The following is an 18,600-nucleotide window of genomic DNA, read 5'->3' on the forward strand; positions in this document are numbered from 1 at the left end:
GTCAAAGTCGCACAAGTGCCCGGCAAGGGCTTGTCCGGGAGGAACAACCGCAGGTCATCCCTGGTGCACCGCCAGGGCGATGATCATCGCGAGCCGCTTCTCGGGGCGGTGCAGCTCGAGGTTGGTGATCTCGGCCATCCGCCGCAGCCGGTACCGCACCGTGTTCGGGTGGATGCCGAGCCGGTCGGCCACCACGGCGAGGTCCCCCTGCGCCTCGAGCCAGGCGCGGAGGGTGGGGATGTACTGGGTGCCGTGCTCGGCATCGTACCTGGTCAGGTCGGCGATGGGGCTCCTGGCGGGGGTACGGCCCGCGGCGGCGGCCGCCCGGAGGCGCTGCAGCAGGATCTGGTCCCACGCGTCGTCGTAGACGATCGCGCGCGGGGCGTCCGGGCGGGCGGTGCCGAGCGCGAGGCTCTCGTCCGCCTCCCGCCGGCTCGCGGGGAGCTGGGCCGGCTCGGCCGCACCCCCGACCCCGGCGTGCACGGTGACCTGCCGCGGCAGGGCCTCCGCGATCATGTTGAGCCAGTTGAGCGCGGGGCCGGGGTCGGTCCCGCACGGCAGCACGGTGTAGAGCGTGTTGCCGAACAGCGCGCTGCGCCCGGGCCGGGACCAGCCGAAACCGGTGGTGGCGCGGTCGTAGGCGAGCATGATCCCGGCGTGGCGCTCCTCACCGATGTGCGCCTGGAGCGCGATCACCCGGAACTGCCCCTCCGGCAGGCCGAGCCCGCTGAGCACCCGGGGCGTGTCCGCGGTCCCCTCGATGAGCTGGAGCACGAGGTCGGCCTCGACCTGCCGTTCCAGGTCCGCGCTGACCCGGGAGCGCAGCAGGTGCTGGGCGACCGTCCGGGCCCCGGCGAGCAGGGCGGCCCGGCGGTCCCCGGTGAGCGGCTCCTCGCACTCCACCCAGATCGACCCGAGCAGCTCGCGCCCGGCGCGCACGGCCACGACCATCCGCCCGCGCAGGCCGTGCTCCGGCGACGGCTCCACGAAGAGCGGCTCGTCCGAGGTCGCGAGGTGGGCGAAGACCCCGCGCTGCTCGAGCAGCCGGCGGGTGGGCTCGGGCACCCGGCGGCCGAGGATCGTCTCCAGCCGGGCCGGGTCGGCGGCGTGCTGGGCGCCGGAGTACGCGAACACCCGGGACATCTGGTCTTCGATGGTGACCGGGTGGCCGACCGCGTCGGCGAGCCGGTCGGCCAGGGCGAACAGGTCGGACGGGCCGTGGGCGGCGCCGGGGCGGCGGCCTTCGAGCACCAGGCCGTAGACGGCGCCGACGAGCTGGCTCCAGCTCACCGCCGGTTCCACGAGCAGTACGGCGACGCCGCCGGCGTTGGCCTGCTCGAGCACGTCGCGCTCGAGCGGCGGGGTGCCGCGGACCAGGACCACGGCGGCCGACGCCTCGCGGGCCAGGCGGACCGCCTCGGCCGCGGACTCCACGCCGACGGCGAGGAACACGTCGCCGGTCTCGGCGCGCGGCGCGGCCGGGTCGTGGAGCACCACGCTGCGCAGCTCCACGTCCCGGGAGGCCGGGGCGCAGCAGAGCCGCGCCCCGAAGCCGCCGAGCACGTTCACCAACCGATCGAGCTTGAGCATGAGCCGCGCGCCCGCCTGTCCTGTGCTGAGCCGTACCGGCAGGTCGCGTGGGACCGCCGATCAAGCGCAGCGTACCCGGAGCGCGGCGGGCCGTGACCGTCCCACCCGGGCGGGACCGAGACGCGAGAACCGCGCCGGGCGAAGGCCGTCCCGCCCCGGCCTGCCCCGCGGGCCGTCGCGGCCCGCTCTCAAGCCGGTGACGTGTGCGAGCCGGCCGGTTCGATCTCCCTGGCGACCGTTTCCCTGGCGACCGGCTCGTCCGGTTCGGCCGCCTCCTCCACCGCGGGGTGGGCGCCGAACCCGGCGAGGATCGCCTCGAGCGTGGGCAGCAGCCGCCCGACCTGCTTGGCCCGGATGACCAGGTCCCACAGCGGCTCGAACTTCTTCCACCCGGCGGCGTACGCGGCGTGCCGCAGCCGGCCGCGCAGGGTCGGCTTGGTGGCGGCGCCGCGGAGGATCGACCCCCACCGGTAGAAGTCGCGGTACGCCCGCCAGTAGCCCTCCTCCAGCTCCTCCGGGGTCATCCGCGCGGGCCGGAAGACGGCGTGCCGGGTGTCGTAGAGATCCCAGTCGTGGTGGAGGATCCGGCCCGCCCGGGCCATCCGGTCGTAGAGCCGGGTCCCGGGATAGGGCGTGAGGATGTGGAAGGTCGCGGTCTCGATGCCCTGCTCGATCGCCCACTCGACGGTCCGGTCGAAGACCGAGGTGTCGTCCTCGTCCATCCCGAACACGAAGCTGCCGTTGACCATGACCCCGTGCTCATGGAGCCGCCGGATCGCCGCCTCGTAGTCGCGGCCGATGTTCTGCCACTTGCGCTGCTCGGTGAGGTTCGCCGAGCTGAGCGTCTCGAACCCGACGAAGAGGCTGCGCAGACCGGCCTCGACCGCCTTCTCGAGCAGCCCGGGGCGGAGGACGGACTGCACCGTGCCGGCCGCCTGCCACAGCCGGCCCATGCCGCGCATCCCGTCGAAGAGCGCGGCGGCGAACCGCGGGTTGCCGAAGAGGTGGTCGTCGAGGAAGTACAGGTGGCGCCCGGGGAGCCGGTCGATCTCGGCGAGCGCGGCGTCGACCGCCTGGGTGTAGAAGGACTTGCCGCCCTTGAAGAACGCCTCCTTGTAGCAGAAGTCGCAGACGTGCGGGCAGCCGCGGGAGACCACGATCGAGTTCGGCACCAGGTAGCGCCGCCGGTCGATCAGGTCGCGCCGCACCGGCGGGAGCGTGGCCAGGGTGCGTTCGGTGGAGTCGTACCGGGGCGCCGGGTGCCCCGCCCGGAAGTCGGCGAGGAACCTCGGCCAGGTGTCCTCCCCCGGCCCGCAGAAGATCGTGTCGGCGTGCCGGGCCGCCTCCTCCGGCAGCGAGGTCACGTGCAGCCCGCCGAGGCAGACGTACGCGCCCTTGGCCCGGTAGTGGTCGGCCAGCTCGTACGCCCGCTTCGCGGAGGTGATGTAGACCTGGATGACCACCAGGTCGGGCTCGTCGGCGAGGTCGATCTTCTGCACGTGCTCGTCGGTGATCGTCACCTCGTCGTCGGGGTCGAGGTACCCGGCGAGGGTGGCGAGGCCGAGCGGCGGGAAGAGCGAGTACTTGATCGGCCGGAAGAAGGGTGACGTCGCCTCGGTGAGGGCCGGCAGGATCATCTTCACACGCACGCCCGGTTTGACCCGGAATTCGGGCCGCGGGTTCGCGACGATTCCGGTCAGGTATGAGGAGATCACGATTCCGCTGCCGGTCCGTGCCGCCCCGTCGGGCAGCGGCGAAGGTCATCGGGGCGGCGAGACGCCCGCGGATGGGAAGGGAATCCGCTCGGCCCGCAGACGATCGGCGTCGGTCCGGCGCCGGTGACCGCCACGGCGGCCGGACCCGGCCGGCCCGGCCATCGCAACGGGCATGCGGCGGCCGCCCACGGCGGGGCGGCCCCGCGCCGCCCGCGAGACGAGGAGCACGTCCAGGTCACTGGCCGGTTCGCGGCCGCCGAGCACGGAGGACCCGTGCAGGTAGGCGCCGATGGCCGTGGCCCCGGCACGTCGCGGGCCAGATCGGCGACCCGCTGAAGCTGATCCACTCCGCCACCGTATCCCGGCGAGGCCGGTTACCGCCCCTGCGCCCGAGGCACCTGGGCTGCCAGGGTATCCTTCGCCGGCCGGCACGGCTCACCGGCCGGTACGGCACCGCACCCTGCGCCGGGGAAGCGCGGCTCTGCCGGGCGATCGCCGACGCCGCCGCTCAAGTGGCGGATCGCGGCGGTGAGCGCTCAGCACCCCACCGGCCGCCTCCCGGCCCGCGTACGGGAAAACCGTCCCTCGCCCGCTGGGCGCCGCGGAGCACCCCGCGCCTCCGGGCCGGCGTACGGGAAATCCCCTTTCCCCCGCCGCCGGGCATATCCGGGCGACCGGGAATGCGGGAGCCGATTCACCCGGCGATCCGCCCTTCGCGTCCATTCCTCTCGCGTGTCATCACAGATGACGTGCCCGCGCACACCATCTGACCAGGTGCGCGGCCGACGCGAATTCGATGGCGAAAAATCGCCGCACGCGCTCCCTATTGCATTTCTCCGGGCTTTATCGCGCACATCCCGCCGTGTGACGCGTACGCCAGAATGTGAAGAAGACCGCCCTCGGCGCCGCGCACGGGAGGAGGGACGAGCACGGTGGACCTGCGGCACTGCGGCGACGGCGCGCTCCTGGTGGAGCTGAACGGCCTCGACGAGGTGCTCGCGCTCTACGACGCCCTCTGCGCCGACCCGCCCCACGGGGTCACGGACATCGTCCCCGCCGCCCGCACGCTCCTGGTCCGCTTCGAGCCGCCGGCGACCGCGGCCACCGTGGAGACCGCGGTCCGTACGGCCCGGCCGGCCGGGCGGGGCCGGTCGCACCGGGTCGAAGTGATCATCCCGGTCGTGTACGACGGCGCCGACCTGGCGGACGTGGCCGCCCACACCGGGCTCGACGAGCGGGAGGTGATCGCCGCGCACACCGGCCGGCCGTGGACCGTGGCGTTCTGCGGGTTCGCCCCCGGCTTCGGCTACCTCACCGGCGGGGACCCCCGGCTCACCGTGCCGCGACGGCCGACGCCGCGGGTGCGGGTGCCCGCCGGCTCGGTCGGGCTCGCCGGGCCGTTCAGCGGCATCTACCCCCGCGAGTCCCCCGGGGGATGGCAGCTCATCGGGCGCACCGAGATCGCGCTCTGGGACCCCGAGGCGAGCTCGCCGGCCCTGCTCCGCCCGGGCACCCGGGTGACGTTCCGCGAGGTGCGCGATGGCTGAGCCGTCCCACCGCGTCCCCGGCGGGGCCTCCTCCCCCGGCGGCCGGGCGCTGCTGGTGCTGGCGACCGGCCCGCTCACCACGGTGCAGGACCTCGGCCGGATCGGGCACGCCCATCTCGGCGTGGGGCGCTCCGGCGCGGCGGACCGCGGCGCGCTCCGGCTCGCCAACCGCCTGCTCGGCAACCCCGAGGGCGCGGCCGGTCTGGAGATCACCCTGGGCGGGCTCGAGGTGCGCGCCCACGGGGACCTGGTGATCGCGCTCACCGGCGCCCGCTGCCCGGCCGTGCTCACCGACGCGTCGGGGCGCAGGAGGCCGGTGGGGCACCAGGCGGTCGAGCGGCTGCCGGACGGTGCGACGCTCCGGCTCGGCACCCCGGCCCGCGGGCTGCGCACCTACCTCGCGGTGCGCGGCGGCCTCGACGTCCCCGCGGTGCTGGGGTCACGGTCCACGGACACCCTCTCCGGGCTCGGCCCGCCGCCACCGAAGCCGGGCACGCTGCTCCCGGTCGGCCCGCCACCGGACCGCTTCCCCACGGTCGATCTCGCCCCGGTGCCCGAGCCCGCGGACGGCGACCTGGTCCTCCACGCGATCCCCGGCCCCCGGGACGACTGGTTCAGCCCCGCCGCCCTGCAGGCGCTCTGCGCGGAGCCGTACGAGGTGACCCCGGAGAGCGACCGGGTGGGCATGCGGCTGCGCGGGCCGTACCTGGAACGGGTGCGCCGGGATGAGCTGCCGAGCGAGGGCATGGTCTCCGGGGCGCTCCAGGTGCCGCCCTCTGGGCAGCCGACGCTGCTGCTCGCCGACCACCCGGTGACCGGCGGGTACCCGGTGATCGCCGTGGTGCTCGGCCGGGACGTGGACCGGGCCGCGCAGGCCCGTCCCGGGCAGCGGATCCGGTTCCGCCTGGTCCGCCCGGGCCGCCTCCGCTGATCCGCGACCGCCCGCCGCCCGAGAGCCCCGCGCGACGGACCCGCCCGTGCGGGTGCGGGCCGTACCGGACGGCCGGCCGTACGGGGCCGCTCAGGCGGACGATCCGGCGGTCACGCCGGCGCGGTCGGGCACGACGCGGGGCAGGCCGCGGAGCCAGCCGTCGAGGTCGGACGGCCACCACCGCCCGGCCGAGAGCCGGCCGAGGGCCTCGGTCACGGCCGACACCGACGCCTGGCAGGGGATCACGCGGGACGGCGCGGCCCCGGCGAGCACGCCGAGCCACCAGTGCCGCCGGGTCTCCGGCAGCTCCCCGGGGTCGAGCACGATGTAGTAGTCGGGCAGGACCAGCCGGTCGGCGCGCAGCGCGGCCAGCGTGCTCTCGATCGCGACCTCCAGGCCGCCCACCGGCTCCGTGCCGTCGAAGAAGCCGGTCCAGGCGTCGGCGACCTCGGCGAGCGGGTCGGCGTCGTGCACCACGTAGGTCGCCGCGGACTTCGCCAGCAGCTCGGTGATCTCGGCGGGCGACCGGTCTCCCCGGACGACCGCCCGCACGTTGTGCAGCCCGTCGAGCCCGGAGACCACCTCCGCGGCGCGGTCCCCGGCCACCACGACCACAGTGCTGCTCAGCCGCTGCATACCTTGGGAGTCTAAGCGGCCGGTCCGCCCCGGCCGCGGTCGTGATCGCCCATCGGCCGAGCGGCCGGGGCATCACCCATCCGCCGACCGGCCGGGGCGCCCGCCCGGCGCGCGGCCGCCGCCCGGCCCGCCGGCCGGCGGGTCAGCACTCGATGATGTTGACGGCGAGGCCGCCGCGCGCGGTCTCCTTGTACTTGTCCTTCATGTCCGCGCCGGTCTCCCGCATGGTCTTGATGACCTTGTCCAGGGACACGTGGTGGGTGCCGTCCCCGCGCAGGGCCATCCGGGCCGCGGTGACCGCCTTGATCGCGCCGACGGCGTTCCGCTCGATGCAGGGGATCTGCACCAGCCCGCCGACCGGGTCGCAGGTGAGCCCAAGGTTGTGCTCCATGGCGATCTCGGCGGCGTTCTCCACCTGCTCGGGCGTGCCGCCGAGCACCTCGGCGAGCCCGCCCGCGGCCATGGAGCAGGCGGACCCCACCTCGCCCTGGCAGCCGACCTCGGCGCCCGAGATCGAGGCGTTCTCCTTGTAGAGCACGCCGATCGCCCCGGCGGTGAGGAGGAACCGCACCACCCCGTCCTCGTTCGCCCCGGGGACGAACCGCATGTAGTAGCTCAGCACGGCGGGCACGATCCCGGCGGCGCCGTTGGTGGGCGCGGTCACCACCCGGCCCCCGGCGGCGTTCTCCTCGTTGACCGCGAGCGCGAACAGCGTGACCCAGTCGAGCGCGACCAGCGGGTCGGCCGGGTCGGCCCGGCCCTCGAGCGCGCGCCGCAGCGCGGGTGCCCGGCGCCGCACCTTCAGCCCGCCCGGCAGCACCCCTTCCCGGGTGGATCCGCGCTCGATGCACTCGCACATCACCCGCCAGATGCGCAGCAGCCCGTCCCGGATCTCCCGCTCGCTGCGCCAGGCCTGCTCGTTGGCGAGCATCACCCCGCTGATGGGCAGGCCGGTGGCCTGGGTGTGGGCGAGCAGCTCGGCGGCGGTGCGGAACGGGTACGGCACCGGCGTGGTGTCCGGCACGACGCGCGCCGCCCCGGTGGCCGCCTCGTCCACGACGAAGCCGCCGCCGACCGAGTAGTAAGTGCGCTCGCAGAGCTTCTCGCCCGCCGCGTCCCAGGCGGTGAAGATCATGCCGTTCGGGTGGTACGGCAGGCTGACACGCCGGTGCATCACCAGGTCCTCGTCCTCGGTGAACCGCACCTCGCGCTTGCCGAGCAGCCGCACGCGCCCGCTCTCCCGGATCCGCGCCACGGCCGGGTCGACCTCGTCGGGGTCGACGGTCTCCGGGTCCTTGCCCTCCAGGCCGAGCAGCACGGCCTTGGGGCTGCCGTGGCCGTGCCCGGTCGCCCCGAGCGAGCCGTACAGCTCGGCGCGGACCCGGTCGGTCCGGTCGAGCAGGCCGTCGTGGAGCAGCCGTTCCACGAAGCTCTTGGCCGCGCGCATCGGACCCACGGTGTGCGAGCTCGATGGGCCGATGCCCACCTTGAACAGATCGAAGACGCTGAGTGTCACGGCGTTCTCCCCGACGCATCCGGCGACGCCCAGAGACGGTCCCGCCACGCAGGCCGCCTGGGTACGGCACGGCACCCCGGGCCGCGGCGGGGGGCTCGCGGATTTCGAGCCGCCCGGGTGGCCCGGCCGGGCGCGGGCCCTCGCGCGCGCTCACCGCCGCCCGGGCGGCGGAGGCCGCGTGGGCTCCTGGGCTCGGCCATCGCGGGTGCTCCTCGCGGTCGTGGCGGACGTGATGGGTGGCGGTCTGGGACCGGCCGGATCGGCAGCGTACAGCGGTTCGCCGATCCGGGCACGCCCGGCCCCCGCGGGCGGGCCGTCCACCCGGCGGGGCGGCGCGGCGGGTGGACGGCCCGCACCAGGACAACAGACTCAGGGAAACGCCGGGGACACGGCGTGGTCACGGTTCGCGGCGCCCGGATGAGGCCGCGATCCACGATCACCTGGTACGGCGTCCGCACGGTCCGCGGCGACGGGTCCGGTGTGACGGGTCCGCTGCGCAAGGGTTCACCGTGGTGGGTTCGCGGCGGCGACCGATGGGACGTATTGTGAAGTTTCTGCCCGTCAAGGCGCATTTGCCCTGATCAGCGTGGTATTGTGCCCTGCCAAACAGGCAGAGCCTGTCCCCACCGAACCCCCACCCGACAGGAAGTCAAGCCCGATGAGCGTGCACGTGCACGTCCGTGTGACCGCGGGATTCGCCGTGTCCGAGGACGGCGAGCTCGTGGAGACGACCCGCTGCCAGTGCGGCGCCACCTGGACGAAGACCTACCGCGTCGAGGACGGCGAGCCCGAGCGCTGATCCGGGCCCGCGGGCGCGTGCTCCCGGAGGAACGCGCGCAGCCAGTGGAAGCTGGCCTTCGGCGTCCGGGCCTGGGTGGCGTAGTCGACGTGGACCAGCCCGAACCGGGCGGCGTACCCTCGCGCCCACTCGAAGTTGTCCAGCAGCGACCAGCAGAACCAGCCGCGGACGTCGACCCCGTCGGCGATCGCGTCCGCGAGCGCGGCGAGGTGGTCGCGCAGGTAGGCGATGCGCCCGTCGTCCTGCAGCGTGCCGTCGTCGCCGTAGCCGTTCTCGGTGATGTAGATCGGCGGCAGCCCCGGGTAGCGGCGGGCGAGCCAGGTGAGGGTCTGGTGGAGGCCTTCCGGCTCCACCGGCCAGCCGAGCCCGCTGGTGCGCACCCCTTCCGGGACCACCGTGCGCGCGCCGATGTCGGCCGCGGTGCGCCGCGCCGGGTCCGGCTGCTCGTACGGCGCGGCCGCGGCGTGGATCCGGTAGTAGTAGTTCACCCCGAGGAAGTCGAGCGGGGCGCCGATGATCTCGAGGTCCCCCTCCCGCCGGAACGAGAAGTCGGTGATCGCGCCGAACGTCTCGGCCATGTCCTCGGGGTAGCGGCGGCCGAGGAGCGGGTCGGTGAACTGCCGGTTGACCAGGAGGTCCATCCGCCGGGCCGCGGCGGCGTCCTCCGGTGCCGGGCCCGCCGGGACGGCGGGCGACATGTTGAGGGTGATGCCGACCCGGAGCCCGGGGCGCCCGCGGAGCCGCTCGGTGGCGAGCCCGTGGCCGAGGAGCAGGTGGTGCGCGGCGGCGAGCGCGCCGTGCCCCTCGCGGGCGCCGGGCGCGTGCCTGCCCTCCGCGTACCCGGCGATCGCCGAGCAGTACGGCTCGTTGAGCGTGATCCAGTACCTCACCCGGTCGCCGAGCGCGCCGGCGACCACCTCGGCGTAGTCGGCGAAGCGCTCGGCGGTGTCGCGGACCCGCCAGCCGCCGCGGTCCTCCAGCGCCTGGGGCAGGTCCCAGTGGTAGAGGGTGACGAACGGCTCGATGTCCCGGGCGCGCAGCTCGTCCACCAGCCGGCGGTAGAAGTCGAGGCCGCGCTGCTCGACCCGGCCTGCGCCCTCGGGCAGCACCCGGGGCCAGGCCACGGAGAAGCGGTACGCGCCCACGCCGAGCTCGGACATGAGCGCGACGTCCTCCCGCCAGCGGTGGTAGTGGTCGCAGGCGTGGTCGCCGGACTCCCCGCGGGCGATCGCGCCGGGGACCCGGCAGAAGACGTCCCAGATCGACGGTCCCCGGCCGTCGGCGTCGACGGCCCCCTCGATCTGGTACGCGGAGGTCGCCGTGCCCCAGACGAACCCCTCGGGGAACGCCCCCGGCGCCAGCGGGCGCTGCTCGGCCGCCGTCATCTCGTTCGCCCCTCCGTGACGTCCCGGGGATCGCCCCGGCTCGTGGGAGCGATCCCACGGAGCCGATCATACGAGCCCCGCCCGGGGCGGCCGGTCAGCGCTGGCTGATCATCACGTGCTTGACCCGGGTGTAGTCCTCCAGGCCCTAGACGGACAGGTCGCGCCCGATGCCGGACTTCTTGTACCCGCCGTGCGGCATCTCCGCGATGATCACCTGGTGGCAGTTGACCCAGACCGCGCCGAAGTCGAGCTCGGCGGAGAGCCGCATCGCCCGGCCCACGTCGCGGGTCCACACGCTCGAGGCGAGGCCGTACGGCACGCCGTTGGCGAGCGCGATCGCCTCCTCCTCGGTGCGGAACGGCTGCACGGTGACCACGGGCCCGAAGACCTCCTGCTGGACGATCTCGTCGTCCTGCCGCACCCCGGTGACCACGGTGGGGGCGTGGAAGAAGCCGGGCCGGTCGATCCGGTGCCCGCCGGTCACCACGGTGGCGTGCCCGGGGAGCCGCGCGAGGAAGCCGGCGACCCGGTCGGCCTGGGCGGCGTTGTTGAGCGGCCCGTAGTAGACGCCCGGCTCGTCCGGGCCGCCGGTCGTGGTCCGCTCGGCCGCCCCGGCGAGCGCGGCGACCAGGTCGTCGTGGATCCGCTCGTGGACCAGGACCCGGCAGGCCGCGGTGCAGTCCTGGCCGGCGTTGAAGTACGCCGCCTCGGCGATCCGCTGCGCGGTGTCCGCGACGTCGACGTCGTCGAAGACGACCGCCGGGGCCTTGCCGCCCAGCTCGAGGTGGACGTTCTTCACGTCCGGCGCGGCCGCGGCCATCACCTCGGCCCCGGCCCGGGTGCTGCCGGTGATCGCCACCATGTCCGGGCGGGGGTGGGCGACGAGGGCGCGCCCGGTGTCCCGGTCACCGCAGACCACGTTCACCACGCCCGGCGGGAAGACCTCGGCGCAGAGCCGGCCGAGCAGCACGGTCGACCAGGGGGTGGTGTCGCTCGGCTTGAGCACCACCGTGTTGCCCGCGGCGAGCGCCGGGCCGATCTTCCACACCGCCATCATCAGCGGGTAGTTCCAGGGGGTCACCTGGGCCACCACGCCGACCGGCTCCCGCCGGATCAGGGAGGTGTGGCCGGCCGCGTACTCCCCGGCCGCGCTCCCCTCCAGGGTGCGGGCGGCGCCGGCGAAGAACCGGAGCTGGTCCGCGGAGCGGAGGATCTCCATGGCGCGCGTGGTCTCCCGGGGCTTGCCGGTGGACCGGACCTCCGCGTCCAGCAGCTCATCGGCGCGCGCCTCGACGAGGTCGGCCAGGCGCAGCAGGAGGCGCTGCCGCTCCGCCGGGGTGGTGCGCCGCCAGGCGGCGAACGCCCGCGCGGCCGCGGTCACGGCCGCGTCCACGTCGGCGGCCGACGACCGGGGCGCCGTGCCGTACACCTCGCCGGTGGCCGGGTCGACGAGCTCCATCCGGCCGGCCGCGCCGGTCTCCTCACCGGCGATGATGTTGGTCAGCGTGACGTCGGTCATTCCTCCTCCAGTCGGGCGGCGCGGAGGCCGGCCACGGTGGTGCCGGGGGCGAGCCGCCCGGGGTCCATGCGCAGGTCGATGACCGCGGCCTTGCCCGAGCCGAGGGCCCGGCGGAGGGCGGGGCCGAAGTCGGCCGTCCGCTCCACGGTCTCCCCGTGGGCGCCGAAGGCCCGCGCGTAGGCGGCGAAGTCCGGGTTGACCAGGTCGGTGCCGGACACCCGCCCAGGGTAGGTGCGCTCCTGGTGCTGGCGGATCGTGCCGTACGTCCCGTTGTTGTGGACCAGGATGACCGGGGCGGCGCCGGTGGCGATCGCGGTGGCGAGCTCCTGGCCGTTCATCAGGAAGCACCCGTCCCCGGCGACGGAGATCACCCGCCGCTCGGGGAAGAGCAGCGCGGCCGCGATCGCGGCGGGGACGCCGTACCCCATGGAGCCGTTCCGCGGCGCGAGCTGGGCCGGGTAGGCGCGGTACGGCAGGAAGCGCTGCGCCCAGAGCGCGTGGTTGCCCGCCCCGAAGGTGATGATCGCGTCCTCCGGCAGCGCGGCGGCGAGCTCGCCGTAGACGGCGTTGAGGTCGAGGGCGTCCCCCTCGGGCACCGGGGTCCGGTAGGCGAGGTGCTCGGCCCGCGCCCGCTCGGTCTCGGCGAGCCAGGCGGGCGGCCCGCCCGGGAGGAGGTCGCCCACCGCGGTGGCGAACGCCTCGGGCGAGGCGAGGATGGCCAGGTCGGGCCGGTGGGTCAGCCCGGGCACGTCGGCGTACGGCAGGACCTGCACGAGCGTCCGGCCCGGCCGCGGGGTGAGCAGCTCGAACCCGTCGGTGAGCACGTCACCGGGCGGGCAGCCCACGCAGATCACCAGGTCGGCGTCGCGCAGCCGGGCGGCGAGCCGGTCGTCCCGGCCGTACCCGAGCGGGCCCACGTAGCTGGGCGAGTCGTTGTCGATGAGGTCCTGGCAGCGGAAGTCGACCGCGACCGGCAGCGCCCACCGCTCGGCCCACTCCTGCAGGCCGCGCACGGCCCGGGCCGTCCACCGGCCGCCGCCGGCGACGACGATCGGCCGCTCGGCGGCGGTGAGCAGGTCGTGCAGGCGGACCAGCTCGGCGTCGGAGACCGCCCCCTCGGGCACGGGGATCGGGTCGGCGTCGGCCACCGCCGCCTCGTCGGTGAGCATGTCCTCGGGCAGGCCGAGGACCACCGGGCCGGGCCGCCCGGAGCGCGCGGCCGCGAACGCGCGGGCCACGTGCTCCGGGATCCGGGCGGCGTCGTCGATGGTCTCCACGAGCTTGGCGTGCGAGCCGAAGGTGGCCCGCAGGTCGATCTCCTGGAAGGCGAACCGGTCGCGGTGGCCGCGCGGGACCAGGCCGACGAAGAGCACGAGCGGCGTGGCGTCCTGGTGCGCGGTGTGCAGCGCCACCAGGGCGTTGGCCGCCCCGGGGCCCCGGGTGACGAAGCACACCCCGGGGTCCCCGGTGAGCTTGCCGTACGCCTCGGCCATGTAGGCGGCGCCGCCCTCGTGGCGGCAGACGACCAGCCGGATGGGCGACCCGTGCAGCGCGTCGAGCGCGGCGAGGTAGCTCTCCCCCGGCACGCAGAACGCCATGCGCACCCCGTGCCGGTGGAGCTGGTCGACGAGGATCCGGCCGCCGGTCCGCGGGCTCGGGTGTTCGCCGGTCACCGGTGGCTCACCGCCACTTCGTCGACGGTGGCGCCGAAGAACCGGCGGCGGCGCAGGACCGCGCCGGCCCCGGCGGAGCCCACGGTGGTGATCAGGGCGATCACCGCGAGGAGGACGGGCGGCACCCAGGCGGCCTGGCCGGTGCCGGCGAGCAGCGACTCGGTGATCAGCGGGACGAGGCCGCCGACCACGCCGGCGAGGTTGTAGGACATGGCCACCGCGCTGTAGCGGCTCTCGTCGGTGAACATCTGGGCGACGAGCGCGCCGATCGGGGCGTACGGGATGGAGACCACGGCGAAGCCGAGCGAGACGCCGAGCACGATGAGCGCGGTGTTCCCGGTGCCGACCAGCCAGAACACGGGGAAGGCCGCGATGATCGTGGCCACGCCGCCGAGGGCGCAGACCCGCCACGCGCCGATCCGGTCGGCGAGCAGGCCGAACACCCAGAGGATGACGATCTCCACCACGGCGCCGACCAGGGTGGCGTTGAGCATGACCGACTTGGCCACGCCGAGCTTGGCCGTGCCGTAGTTGATCATGAAGGTGGAGACGAGGAAGAACCCGCCGATGCCGAGGACCGCGGCCATGACGCTGAGGCCCATCCGGGAGGACGAGGTGCGCAGCGCGGTGATCAGCGGGAGCCGCTCGCGCTTGTTCTCCGCCATGACCTTGCGGAACAGCGGGGACTCCTCGATCCGGACCCGCAGGTAGAGGCCGACGAACAGCAGGAGGAACGCGGCGAGGAAGGGGATCCGCCAGCCCCAGGCGTAGAACTGGTCGTCCGGCAGCAGGCCGACCAGGGCGAACGCGCCGCTGGAGAGCAGGGTGCCGGTGGGCGAGCCGAGCTGGGGGATCGCCGCGTACAGTCCGTGCCGCTTCTCCGGGGCGTGCTCCAGGGTGAGCAGCATGGCGCCGCCCCACTCACCGCCGACCGAGACGCCCTGCAGGAAGCGCAGGGTCGCGAGCAGGATCGGCGCGGCGATGCCGATGCTGTCGTAGCCGGGGAGCAGGCCGATGAGCCCGGTGGCGCAGCCCATCAGCACCACGGTGATGATCAGGGCCTGCTTGCGGCCGTGCCGGTCGCCGATGTGGCCGAAGAGCGCGGCGCCGAACGGGCGGGCGATGAAGCCGACCGCGAAGGTGGTGAACGAGGCGATCGTGCCGATGACCGGGTCGAGGGACGGGAAGAACAGCTTGTTGAAGACCAGCGCGGCGGCGGTTCCGTAGAGGAAGAAGTCGTACCACTCGAGGGCGGTGCCGACGTACGCCGCGATGGCGAGACGGCGGATGTCCCGCTGCTTGCTTTCCATGGCGATGGACATGGTCACTCTCCTGTCAGCCCGCCAGGCCGGCGATGTCGTGCACGATGTCGCCACCGACCACGGTGGCCAGCACGGTGATGCCGCCGATGCGGGTGGGGGGTACGGTGAGCAGGTCCTCGGAGAGGACGACGAAGTCGGCGAGCTTGCCGCGGCTGAGGGTGCCCTTGCGGTGCTCCTCGTGCACGGCGTAAGCCGATCCGACGGTGTAGGCGCGCAGGGCCTGCAGCGGGGTGAGCGCCTCCTCGGGGTTGAACGGCGCTCCGCTGGCGGTCCGCTGGTTGACCAGGTCGTGGATGCCGAGCAGCGGCGCCCCCGCCACCACCGGGCAGTCGGAGCTGCCGGGCAGTTCGATGCCGGCCTCCAGGAAGGAGCGCTGCCGGTAGCAGCCCTTGGCGCGTTCGGGGCCGAGCGCGCGAAGCATGCCGTCCCCGATCTCGGAGATGAACCGGGCCTGTGGCACCGGGACGACCCCGAGCCGGGCGATCCGCGCCACCTGCTCGCGGCTGGTGACCGCGCAGTGCTCGATGCGGTGCCGGACGTCGGGGCGCGGGTGCTCGGCCTGGGCCGCCTCGTAGGCGTCGAGCACGATGTCGATGGCGCGGTCGCCGATCGCGTGCGCGGCCACCTGCCACCCGAACCGGTGGGCCCGCAGGATGAAGCCGCGCAGGACCTCGGGCTCCTCCTGCAGGGAGCCGCGGTTGCCGGGGTCGCCGGCGTAGTCGCAGCACATGGCGGCGGTGAGGCCGATGAGCGAGCCGTCGGCGAAGAGCTTGACCGGGCCGACGGCCAGCCACTCGTCCCCGATGCCGGTGCGCACCCCGAGGTCGAGTCCGAACCACTCCCGCCCGGGCTCGAACGCCCCGGTCTCGTGCAGGTTCGGCGCGCCGGGCATCAGGGTGGCGCGCTGGAGCAGCAGCCCGCGCTCCCGGGCGGCCTGGAACGCGGCGAGGTCGGCCGCGCCGTTGCCGACGAGGCCCGCGCCGATGCCCGGCTCGGTGAAGCTGGTCAGCCCTTCGGCGGCCGCCGCCCGGGAGGCGAGGCCGATCGCGGCGACGAAGTCCTCGAAGGCGATCGGCCGGAGCACCCGGTCGGCGAGCTCCTGGGCCTGCTCGGCGAGGAGGCCGTCGGGCAGGCCGTCGGCGTCCCGGCCGACCGTGCCGCCGGGCACGTCGGGCACCTGGCGCAGGTCGGTGAAGCCCATCCGGGCGAAGGCGGCGGTGTTCGCCACCCCCATGTGGGCGGAGCAGTGCCGCAGCCAGACCGGGCGGCCGCCGGACACGGCGTCGAGGGCCGTCCGGGTGGGGTGGGCGCCGAGCTTGTTCTGGTCGTAGCCGGTGCCGATCACCCACGCGTCCTCGGGGAGCTCGGCGGCGCGCTCGGCGACCTTGGCGTACAGCTCGTCGAGGGTGCGCACCGCGTCCGCGCTCAGGTCGAGCTCCCGCATCCGCTGGCCGCGGAGGCTGAGGTGGTGGTGGGCGTCGTTGAACCCGGGCACGACCGGCGCCCCGCGCAGGTCGACGACCCGGTCGGCGCGCAGGCCGTCCAGCTCCTCGTCGAGCCCGGCGATCCGGCCGGCGAACACGCCGAGCCGGGTGGCGTGCGGCCGCTCCGGGTCGAGGGTGGTGAACCGCCCGTTGACGAAGAGGACGTCGAGTCGCATGGCCGGTTCCTCGGTCAGGCGATGTGGTGGAGCTGGGCGAGCGGCACCCGCGTGGCCGGCTCCACCCGCACCGGCTCGCCGTCCACCAGGACGGGCTCGGGGCCGGGCGGGACCTCCACGCGCGGGGTCGCGGTGTTGCGGCACATGTCGGCGCGGGTGAGGCCGCGGGCGTCGCGGATCGGCGCGTACCGCAGGCCGGGCGGGAGCGCCTCGCGCGCCTCGGCCGACTCCAGCGCCTCCCGGGCGACGAAGACCCGGCCGAGCCGGGCGGGCGCGTCGCCGAGCCCGCCGAAGTACGGCCGGTAGACCCGGGGCTGGGTGAGCCGGGTGGAGCCCGATCCGCTGCCGGACACCCCCCAGGCCACGAACCCGCCCTTGATCACGAGCTCGGGCTTGGTGCCGAACCAGGCCGGGTGCCACAGCACCAGGTCGGCGAGGCGGCCGGGCCGGACGCTGCCGACCTCGTGGGCGATGCCGTGCGCGATCGCCGGGTTGAGGGTGAGCTTGGCGAGGTACCGCAGCACCCGGGCGTTGGCGGGCCGGTCCGGGCCGCCCTCCCCGGCGCGCAGCGCCTGCAGGTGGGCGAGCTGCCAGGTACGGCGGGCGGTCTCGGCCACCCGGCCCATGCCCATGGAGTCGGAGTTGACGATGCTGATCGCGCCGATGTCGTGGAGCGCGTTCTCCGCGGCGATGGCGTGCTCGCGGATGCGGCTCCGGGTGACCGCCACGTCGCTCTCGATGTGGTGGCTCTGCCGGTGGACGGTCATCGTCATCGGGAAGAGCTCCCCGACCGTGTTCGTGGTGTAGGGGATGGTCGGCGTGGTCGAGGAGGGGATGATGTGCGGCTCGCTGAGGATCTCCAGCAGGTTGGGGTGCCCGCCGCCGCCCTCCACGTGGTACGCGTGCACGGTGCGGCCGCGGGTCGCGGCGATGGTGTCCGCGAGGTAGCCGGACTCGTTCATGGAGTCCGTGTGGAGCGCGACCGGCAGGTCGGCCTGCTCGGCGACGGTCAGGCAGGTGTCGATGGTCCGCGGGGTGGCCCCGAAGTCCTCGTGGATCTTGAAGCCGCCGGCGCCGGCGAGCACGGCCGCCTCGAGCAGCGCGGCGGAGCTGGACGAGCCACGGGCGAGGAAGGCCACGTTGAGCGGGGTGCCCCGCCAGGCGGACATGAGCGTGTGCAGGTTGTGGGCGGGGTTGACGCCGACGTCCCACACCCCGCCGAGGCCCATGCCGACGACCGTGGTGACCCCGGAGGCGAGGGCGGCCGGGGCGATCTCCGGCGAGGAGAGGTGGACGTGGGAGTCGATGATGCCGGGGGTGCAGATCAGGCCCTCCCCGGTGACGATCGCGGTGTGGGAGCCGATGACGAGCTCCACGTCCGGGACCAGGTCGGGGTTGCCGCCGCGGCCGACCGCCACGATCCGGCCGTCCTTGACGCCGATGTGGGTCTTGCGGACCCCGAGGAGCGGGTCGAGCAGGACGACGTTGGCCACGACGAGGTCGAGGGCGGAGTCGCCGGACGCGCTGGGTGAGGCGAGCAGCCCGTCGCGCAGCGTCTTGCCGCAGCCGCCGAGCAGCTCATCGCCGTAGGAGGTGTCGTCGGCTTCGACCTCCACCCAGAGGCAGGTGTCGCCGAGCCGGATCCGGTCACCGGTGGTCGGGCCGTAGAGCGCGGCGTAGGTGCGCCGGGGGATCGTGGTCACGGTGTGCTCTCCTGAGGGGCGCTCTGCTGAGGGGCGGTGGCGACGAGGTCGACGAGGCGTTCCTCACCGGGCGGGAAGGCGAGGGCGGTGCCGGCGGGGATGTCGAGGCGCATGCCGGCCGCGGCCTCGCGGTCGAAGACGAGGGCGGCGTTGACCTCGCTCAGCGGGAAGTGGGAGGAGACGTAGACGGTGCGGTCGCCCTCGTTGCGCACGGCGATCCGGATCCGGCGGCGGCCGGTGTTGATCGGGATCTCGCCGTCGGCGGTCCGGATCGCACCGGGGTCGTCCCCGGCCGGCGGGCCGATGGGCTGGTCCACGGCGACCAGCGCGGTGCCGTTCGGGAACAGCGCCTCCACCTGAACATGCGGCACGAGCGCGGGCACGCCCTCCATCACGTCGTCGGCGGTGAGCACGGACCGGGCCGCGGCCACGACCTCCTCGAGGGAGGCGCCGTCCCAGGCGAGCTCGAGGATCTCGTCGCAGATGAGCGCGATCGCCTCGGGGGCGTTGAGACGGCGGCCGCGGGCGCGCCGCCGGCGGGCGAGCTCGGCGAGGGTGAAGATGGTGAGCCGCTCCTGCTCGCGGGGTGTCAGATGCACAGCGC

Annotated in this window: 14 protein-coding genes; 3 read left to right on the top strand and 11 right to left on the bottom strand. The window is 74.7% G+C overall.

Going from position 1 to position 18,600, the window contains the following annotated elements; translation table 11 throughout:
- Positions 1-54: 54 nt before the first annotated feature.
- Positions 55-1,590, bottom strand: a complete 1,536-nt coding sequence (locus TBIS_RS12880) for a PucR family transcriptional regulator (RefSeq protein WP_013132833.1) — start codon at positions 1,588-1,590, stop codon at positions 55-57.
- A 188-nt stretch (positions 1,591-1,778) separates the two neighbouring features.
- Entirely contained in the window at positions 1,779-3,227 is a 1,449-nt protein-coding gene (locus tag TBIS_RS12885; RefSeq protein WP_206771177.1) for a B12-binding domain-containing radical SAM protein, read from the bottom strand.
- 1,010 nt (positions 3,228-4,237) lie between these two features.
- Here TBIS_RS12885 and TBIS_RS12890 point away from each other — a divergent pair.
- Positions 4,238-4,852, top strand: coding sequence for a 5-oxoprolinase subunit B family protein (locus tag TBIS_RS12890; protein ID WP_013132835.1), 615 nt, complete (start codon positions 4,238-4,240; stop codon positions 4,850-4,852).
- Positions 4,845-5,783 carry a 5-oxoprolinase subunit C family protein gene (locus TBIS_RS12895; RefSeq protein WP_013132836.1) on the top strand — a complete coding sequence of 313 codons (939 nt, stop codon included), beginning with the start codon at positions 4,845-4,847 and terminating at the stop codon, positions 5,781-5,783. The genes TBIS_RS12890 and TBIS_RS12895 overlap by 8 nt, the downstream gene beginning before the upstream one ends.
- A gap of 90 nt (positions 5,784-5,873) precedes the next feature.
- Here TBIS_RS12895 and TBIS_RS12900 read toward each other — a convergent pair whose 3' ends face one another.
- Positions 5,874-6,419 (bottom strand): hypothetical protein, encoded by a 546-nt coding sequence (locus tag TBIS_RS12900; protein ID WP_013132837.1) that lies wholly within the window; start codon positions 6,417-6,419, stop codon positions 5,874-5,876.
- A gap of 142 nt (positions 6,420-6,561) precedes the next feature.
- Positions 6,562-7,935, bottom strand: coding sequence for an L-serine ammonia-lyase (locus TBIS_RS12905; RefSeq protein ID WP_041431560.1), 1,374 nt, complete (start codon positions 7,933-7,935; stop codon positions 6,562-6,564).
- 658 nt (positions 7,936-8,593) lie between these two features.
- Here TBIS_RS12905 and TBIS_RS19445 point away from each other — a divergent pair.
- Entirely contained in the window at positions 8,594-8,734 is a 141-nt protein-coding gene (locus TBIS_RS19445) for a hypothetical protein (RefSeq protein WP_013132839.1), read from the top strand.
- On the opposite strand, the gene TBIS_RS12910 is transcribed toward TBIS_RS19445, so the two are convergent.
- The 7 genes from TBIS_RS12910 to TBIS_RS12940 all read right to left on the bottom strand — a co-directional run bounded on the left by TBIS_RS12910 (position 8,701) and on the right by TBIS_RS12940 (position 18,595).
- Complete coding sequence (locus TBIS_RS12910) at positions 8,701-10,119, bottom strand: GH1 family beta-glucosidase (protein WP_013132840.1); 1,419 nt, start codon at positions 10,117-10,119, stop codon at positions 8,701-8,703. The two genes, TBIS_RS19445 and TBIS_RS12910, sit on opposite strands and share 34 nt — an antisense overlap.
- A gap of 145 nt (positions 10,120-10,264) precedes the next feature.
- Positions 10,265-11,638, bottom strand: a complete 1,374-nt coding sequence (locus TBIS_RS12915) for an aminobutyraldehyde dehydrogenase (RefSeq protein WP_013132841.1) — start codon at positions 11,636-11,638, stop codon at positions 10,265-10,267.
- Positions 11,635-13,311 carry a thiamine pyrophosphate-dependent enzyme gene (locus tag TBIS_RS12920; RefSeq protein WP_013132842.1) on the bottom strand — a complete coding sequence of 559 codons (1,677 nt, stop codon included), beginning with the start codon at positions 13,309-13,311 and terminating at the stop codon, positions 11,635-11,637. The genes TBIS_RS12915 and TBIS_RS12920 overlap by 4 nt, the downstream gene beginning before the upstream one ends.
- The gene (locus TBIS_RS12925; protein ID WP_013132843.1) at positions 13,308-14,633 is read right to left on the bottom strand and encodes an MFS transporter; all 1,326 of its coding nucleotides are present in this window, start codon (positions 14,631-14,633) and stop codon (positions 13,308-13,310) included. The genes TBIS_RS12920 and TBIS_RS12925 overlap by 4 nt, the downstream gene beginning before the upstream one ends.
- A 13-nt stretch (positions 14,634-14,646) precedes the next feature.
- On the bottom strand, positions 14,647-16,293 hold the full coding sequence (locus TBIS_RS12930; protein WP_013132844.1) for an amidohydrolase: 1,647 nt from the start codon (positions 16,291-16,293) through the stop codon (positions 14,647-14,649).
- Positions 16,294-16,307: 14 nt separating this feature from the next.
- Positions 16,308-17,996, bottom strand: a complete 1,689-nt coding sequence (locus TBIS_RS12935) for an urease subunit alpha (protein WP_013132845.1) — start codon at positions 17,994-17,996, stop codon at positions 16,308-16,310.
- Positions 17,993-18,595, bottom strand: coding sequence for an urease subunit gamma (locus TBIS_RS12940; RefSeq protein ID WP_013132846.1), 603 nt, complete (start codon positions 18,593-18,595; stop codon positions 17,993-17,995). Before TBIS_RS12940 ends, TBIS_RS12935 begins: the two co-directional genes overlap by 4 nt.
- Positions 18,596-18,600 lie beyond the last annotated feature (5 nt).

The organism is Thermobispora bispora DSM 43833 (assembly GCF_000092645.1).
Lineage (GTDB): Bacteria > Actinomycetota > Actinomycetes > Streptosporangiales > Streptosporangiaceae > Thermobispora > Thermobispora bispora.

What these genes read in the sequence shown, in the direction of transcription:
- TBIS_RS12925 (WP_013132843.1), bottom strand. Translation starts at nt 14,633, where the DNA reads ATGTCCATCGCCATGGAAAGCAAGCAGCGGGACATCCGCCGTCTCGCC.
- TBIS_RS12915 (WP_013132841.1), bottom strand. Translation starts at nt 11,638, where the DNA reads ATGACCGACGTCACGCTGACCAACATCATCGCCGGTGAGGAGACCGGC.
- TBIS_RS19445 (WP_013132839.1), top strand. Translation starts at nt 8,594, where the DNA reads ATGAGCGTGCACGTGCACGTCCGTGTGACCGCGGGATTCGCCGTGTCC.
- TBIS_RS12895 (WP_013132836.1), top strand. Translation starts at nt 4,845, where the DNA reads ATGGCTGAGCCGTCCCACCGCGTCCCCGGCGGGGCCTCCTCCCCCGGC.
- TBIS_RS12880 (WP_013132833.1), bottom strand. Translation starts at nt 1,590, where the DNA reads ATGCTCAAGCTCGATCGGTTGGTGAACGTGCTCGGCGGCTTCGGGGCG.
- TBIS_RS12900 (WP_013132837.1), bottom strand. Translation starts at nt 6,419, where the DNA reads ATGCAGCGGCTGAGCAGCACTGTGGTCGTGGTGGCCGGGGACCGCGCC.
- TBIS_RS12910 (WP_013132840.1), bottom strand. Translation starts at nt 10,119, where the DNA reads ATGACGGCGGCCGAGCAGCGCCCGCTGGCGCCGGGGGCGTTCCCCGAG.
- TBIS_RS12885 (WP_206771177.1), bottom strand. Translation starts at nt 3,227, where the DNA reads ATGATCCTGCCGGCCCTCACCGAGGCGACGTCACCCTTCTTCCGGCCG.
- TBIS_RS12930 (WP_013132844.1), bottom strand. Translation starts at nt 16,293, where the DNA reads ATGCGACTCGACGTCCTCTTCGTCAACGGGCGGTTCACCACCCTCGAC.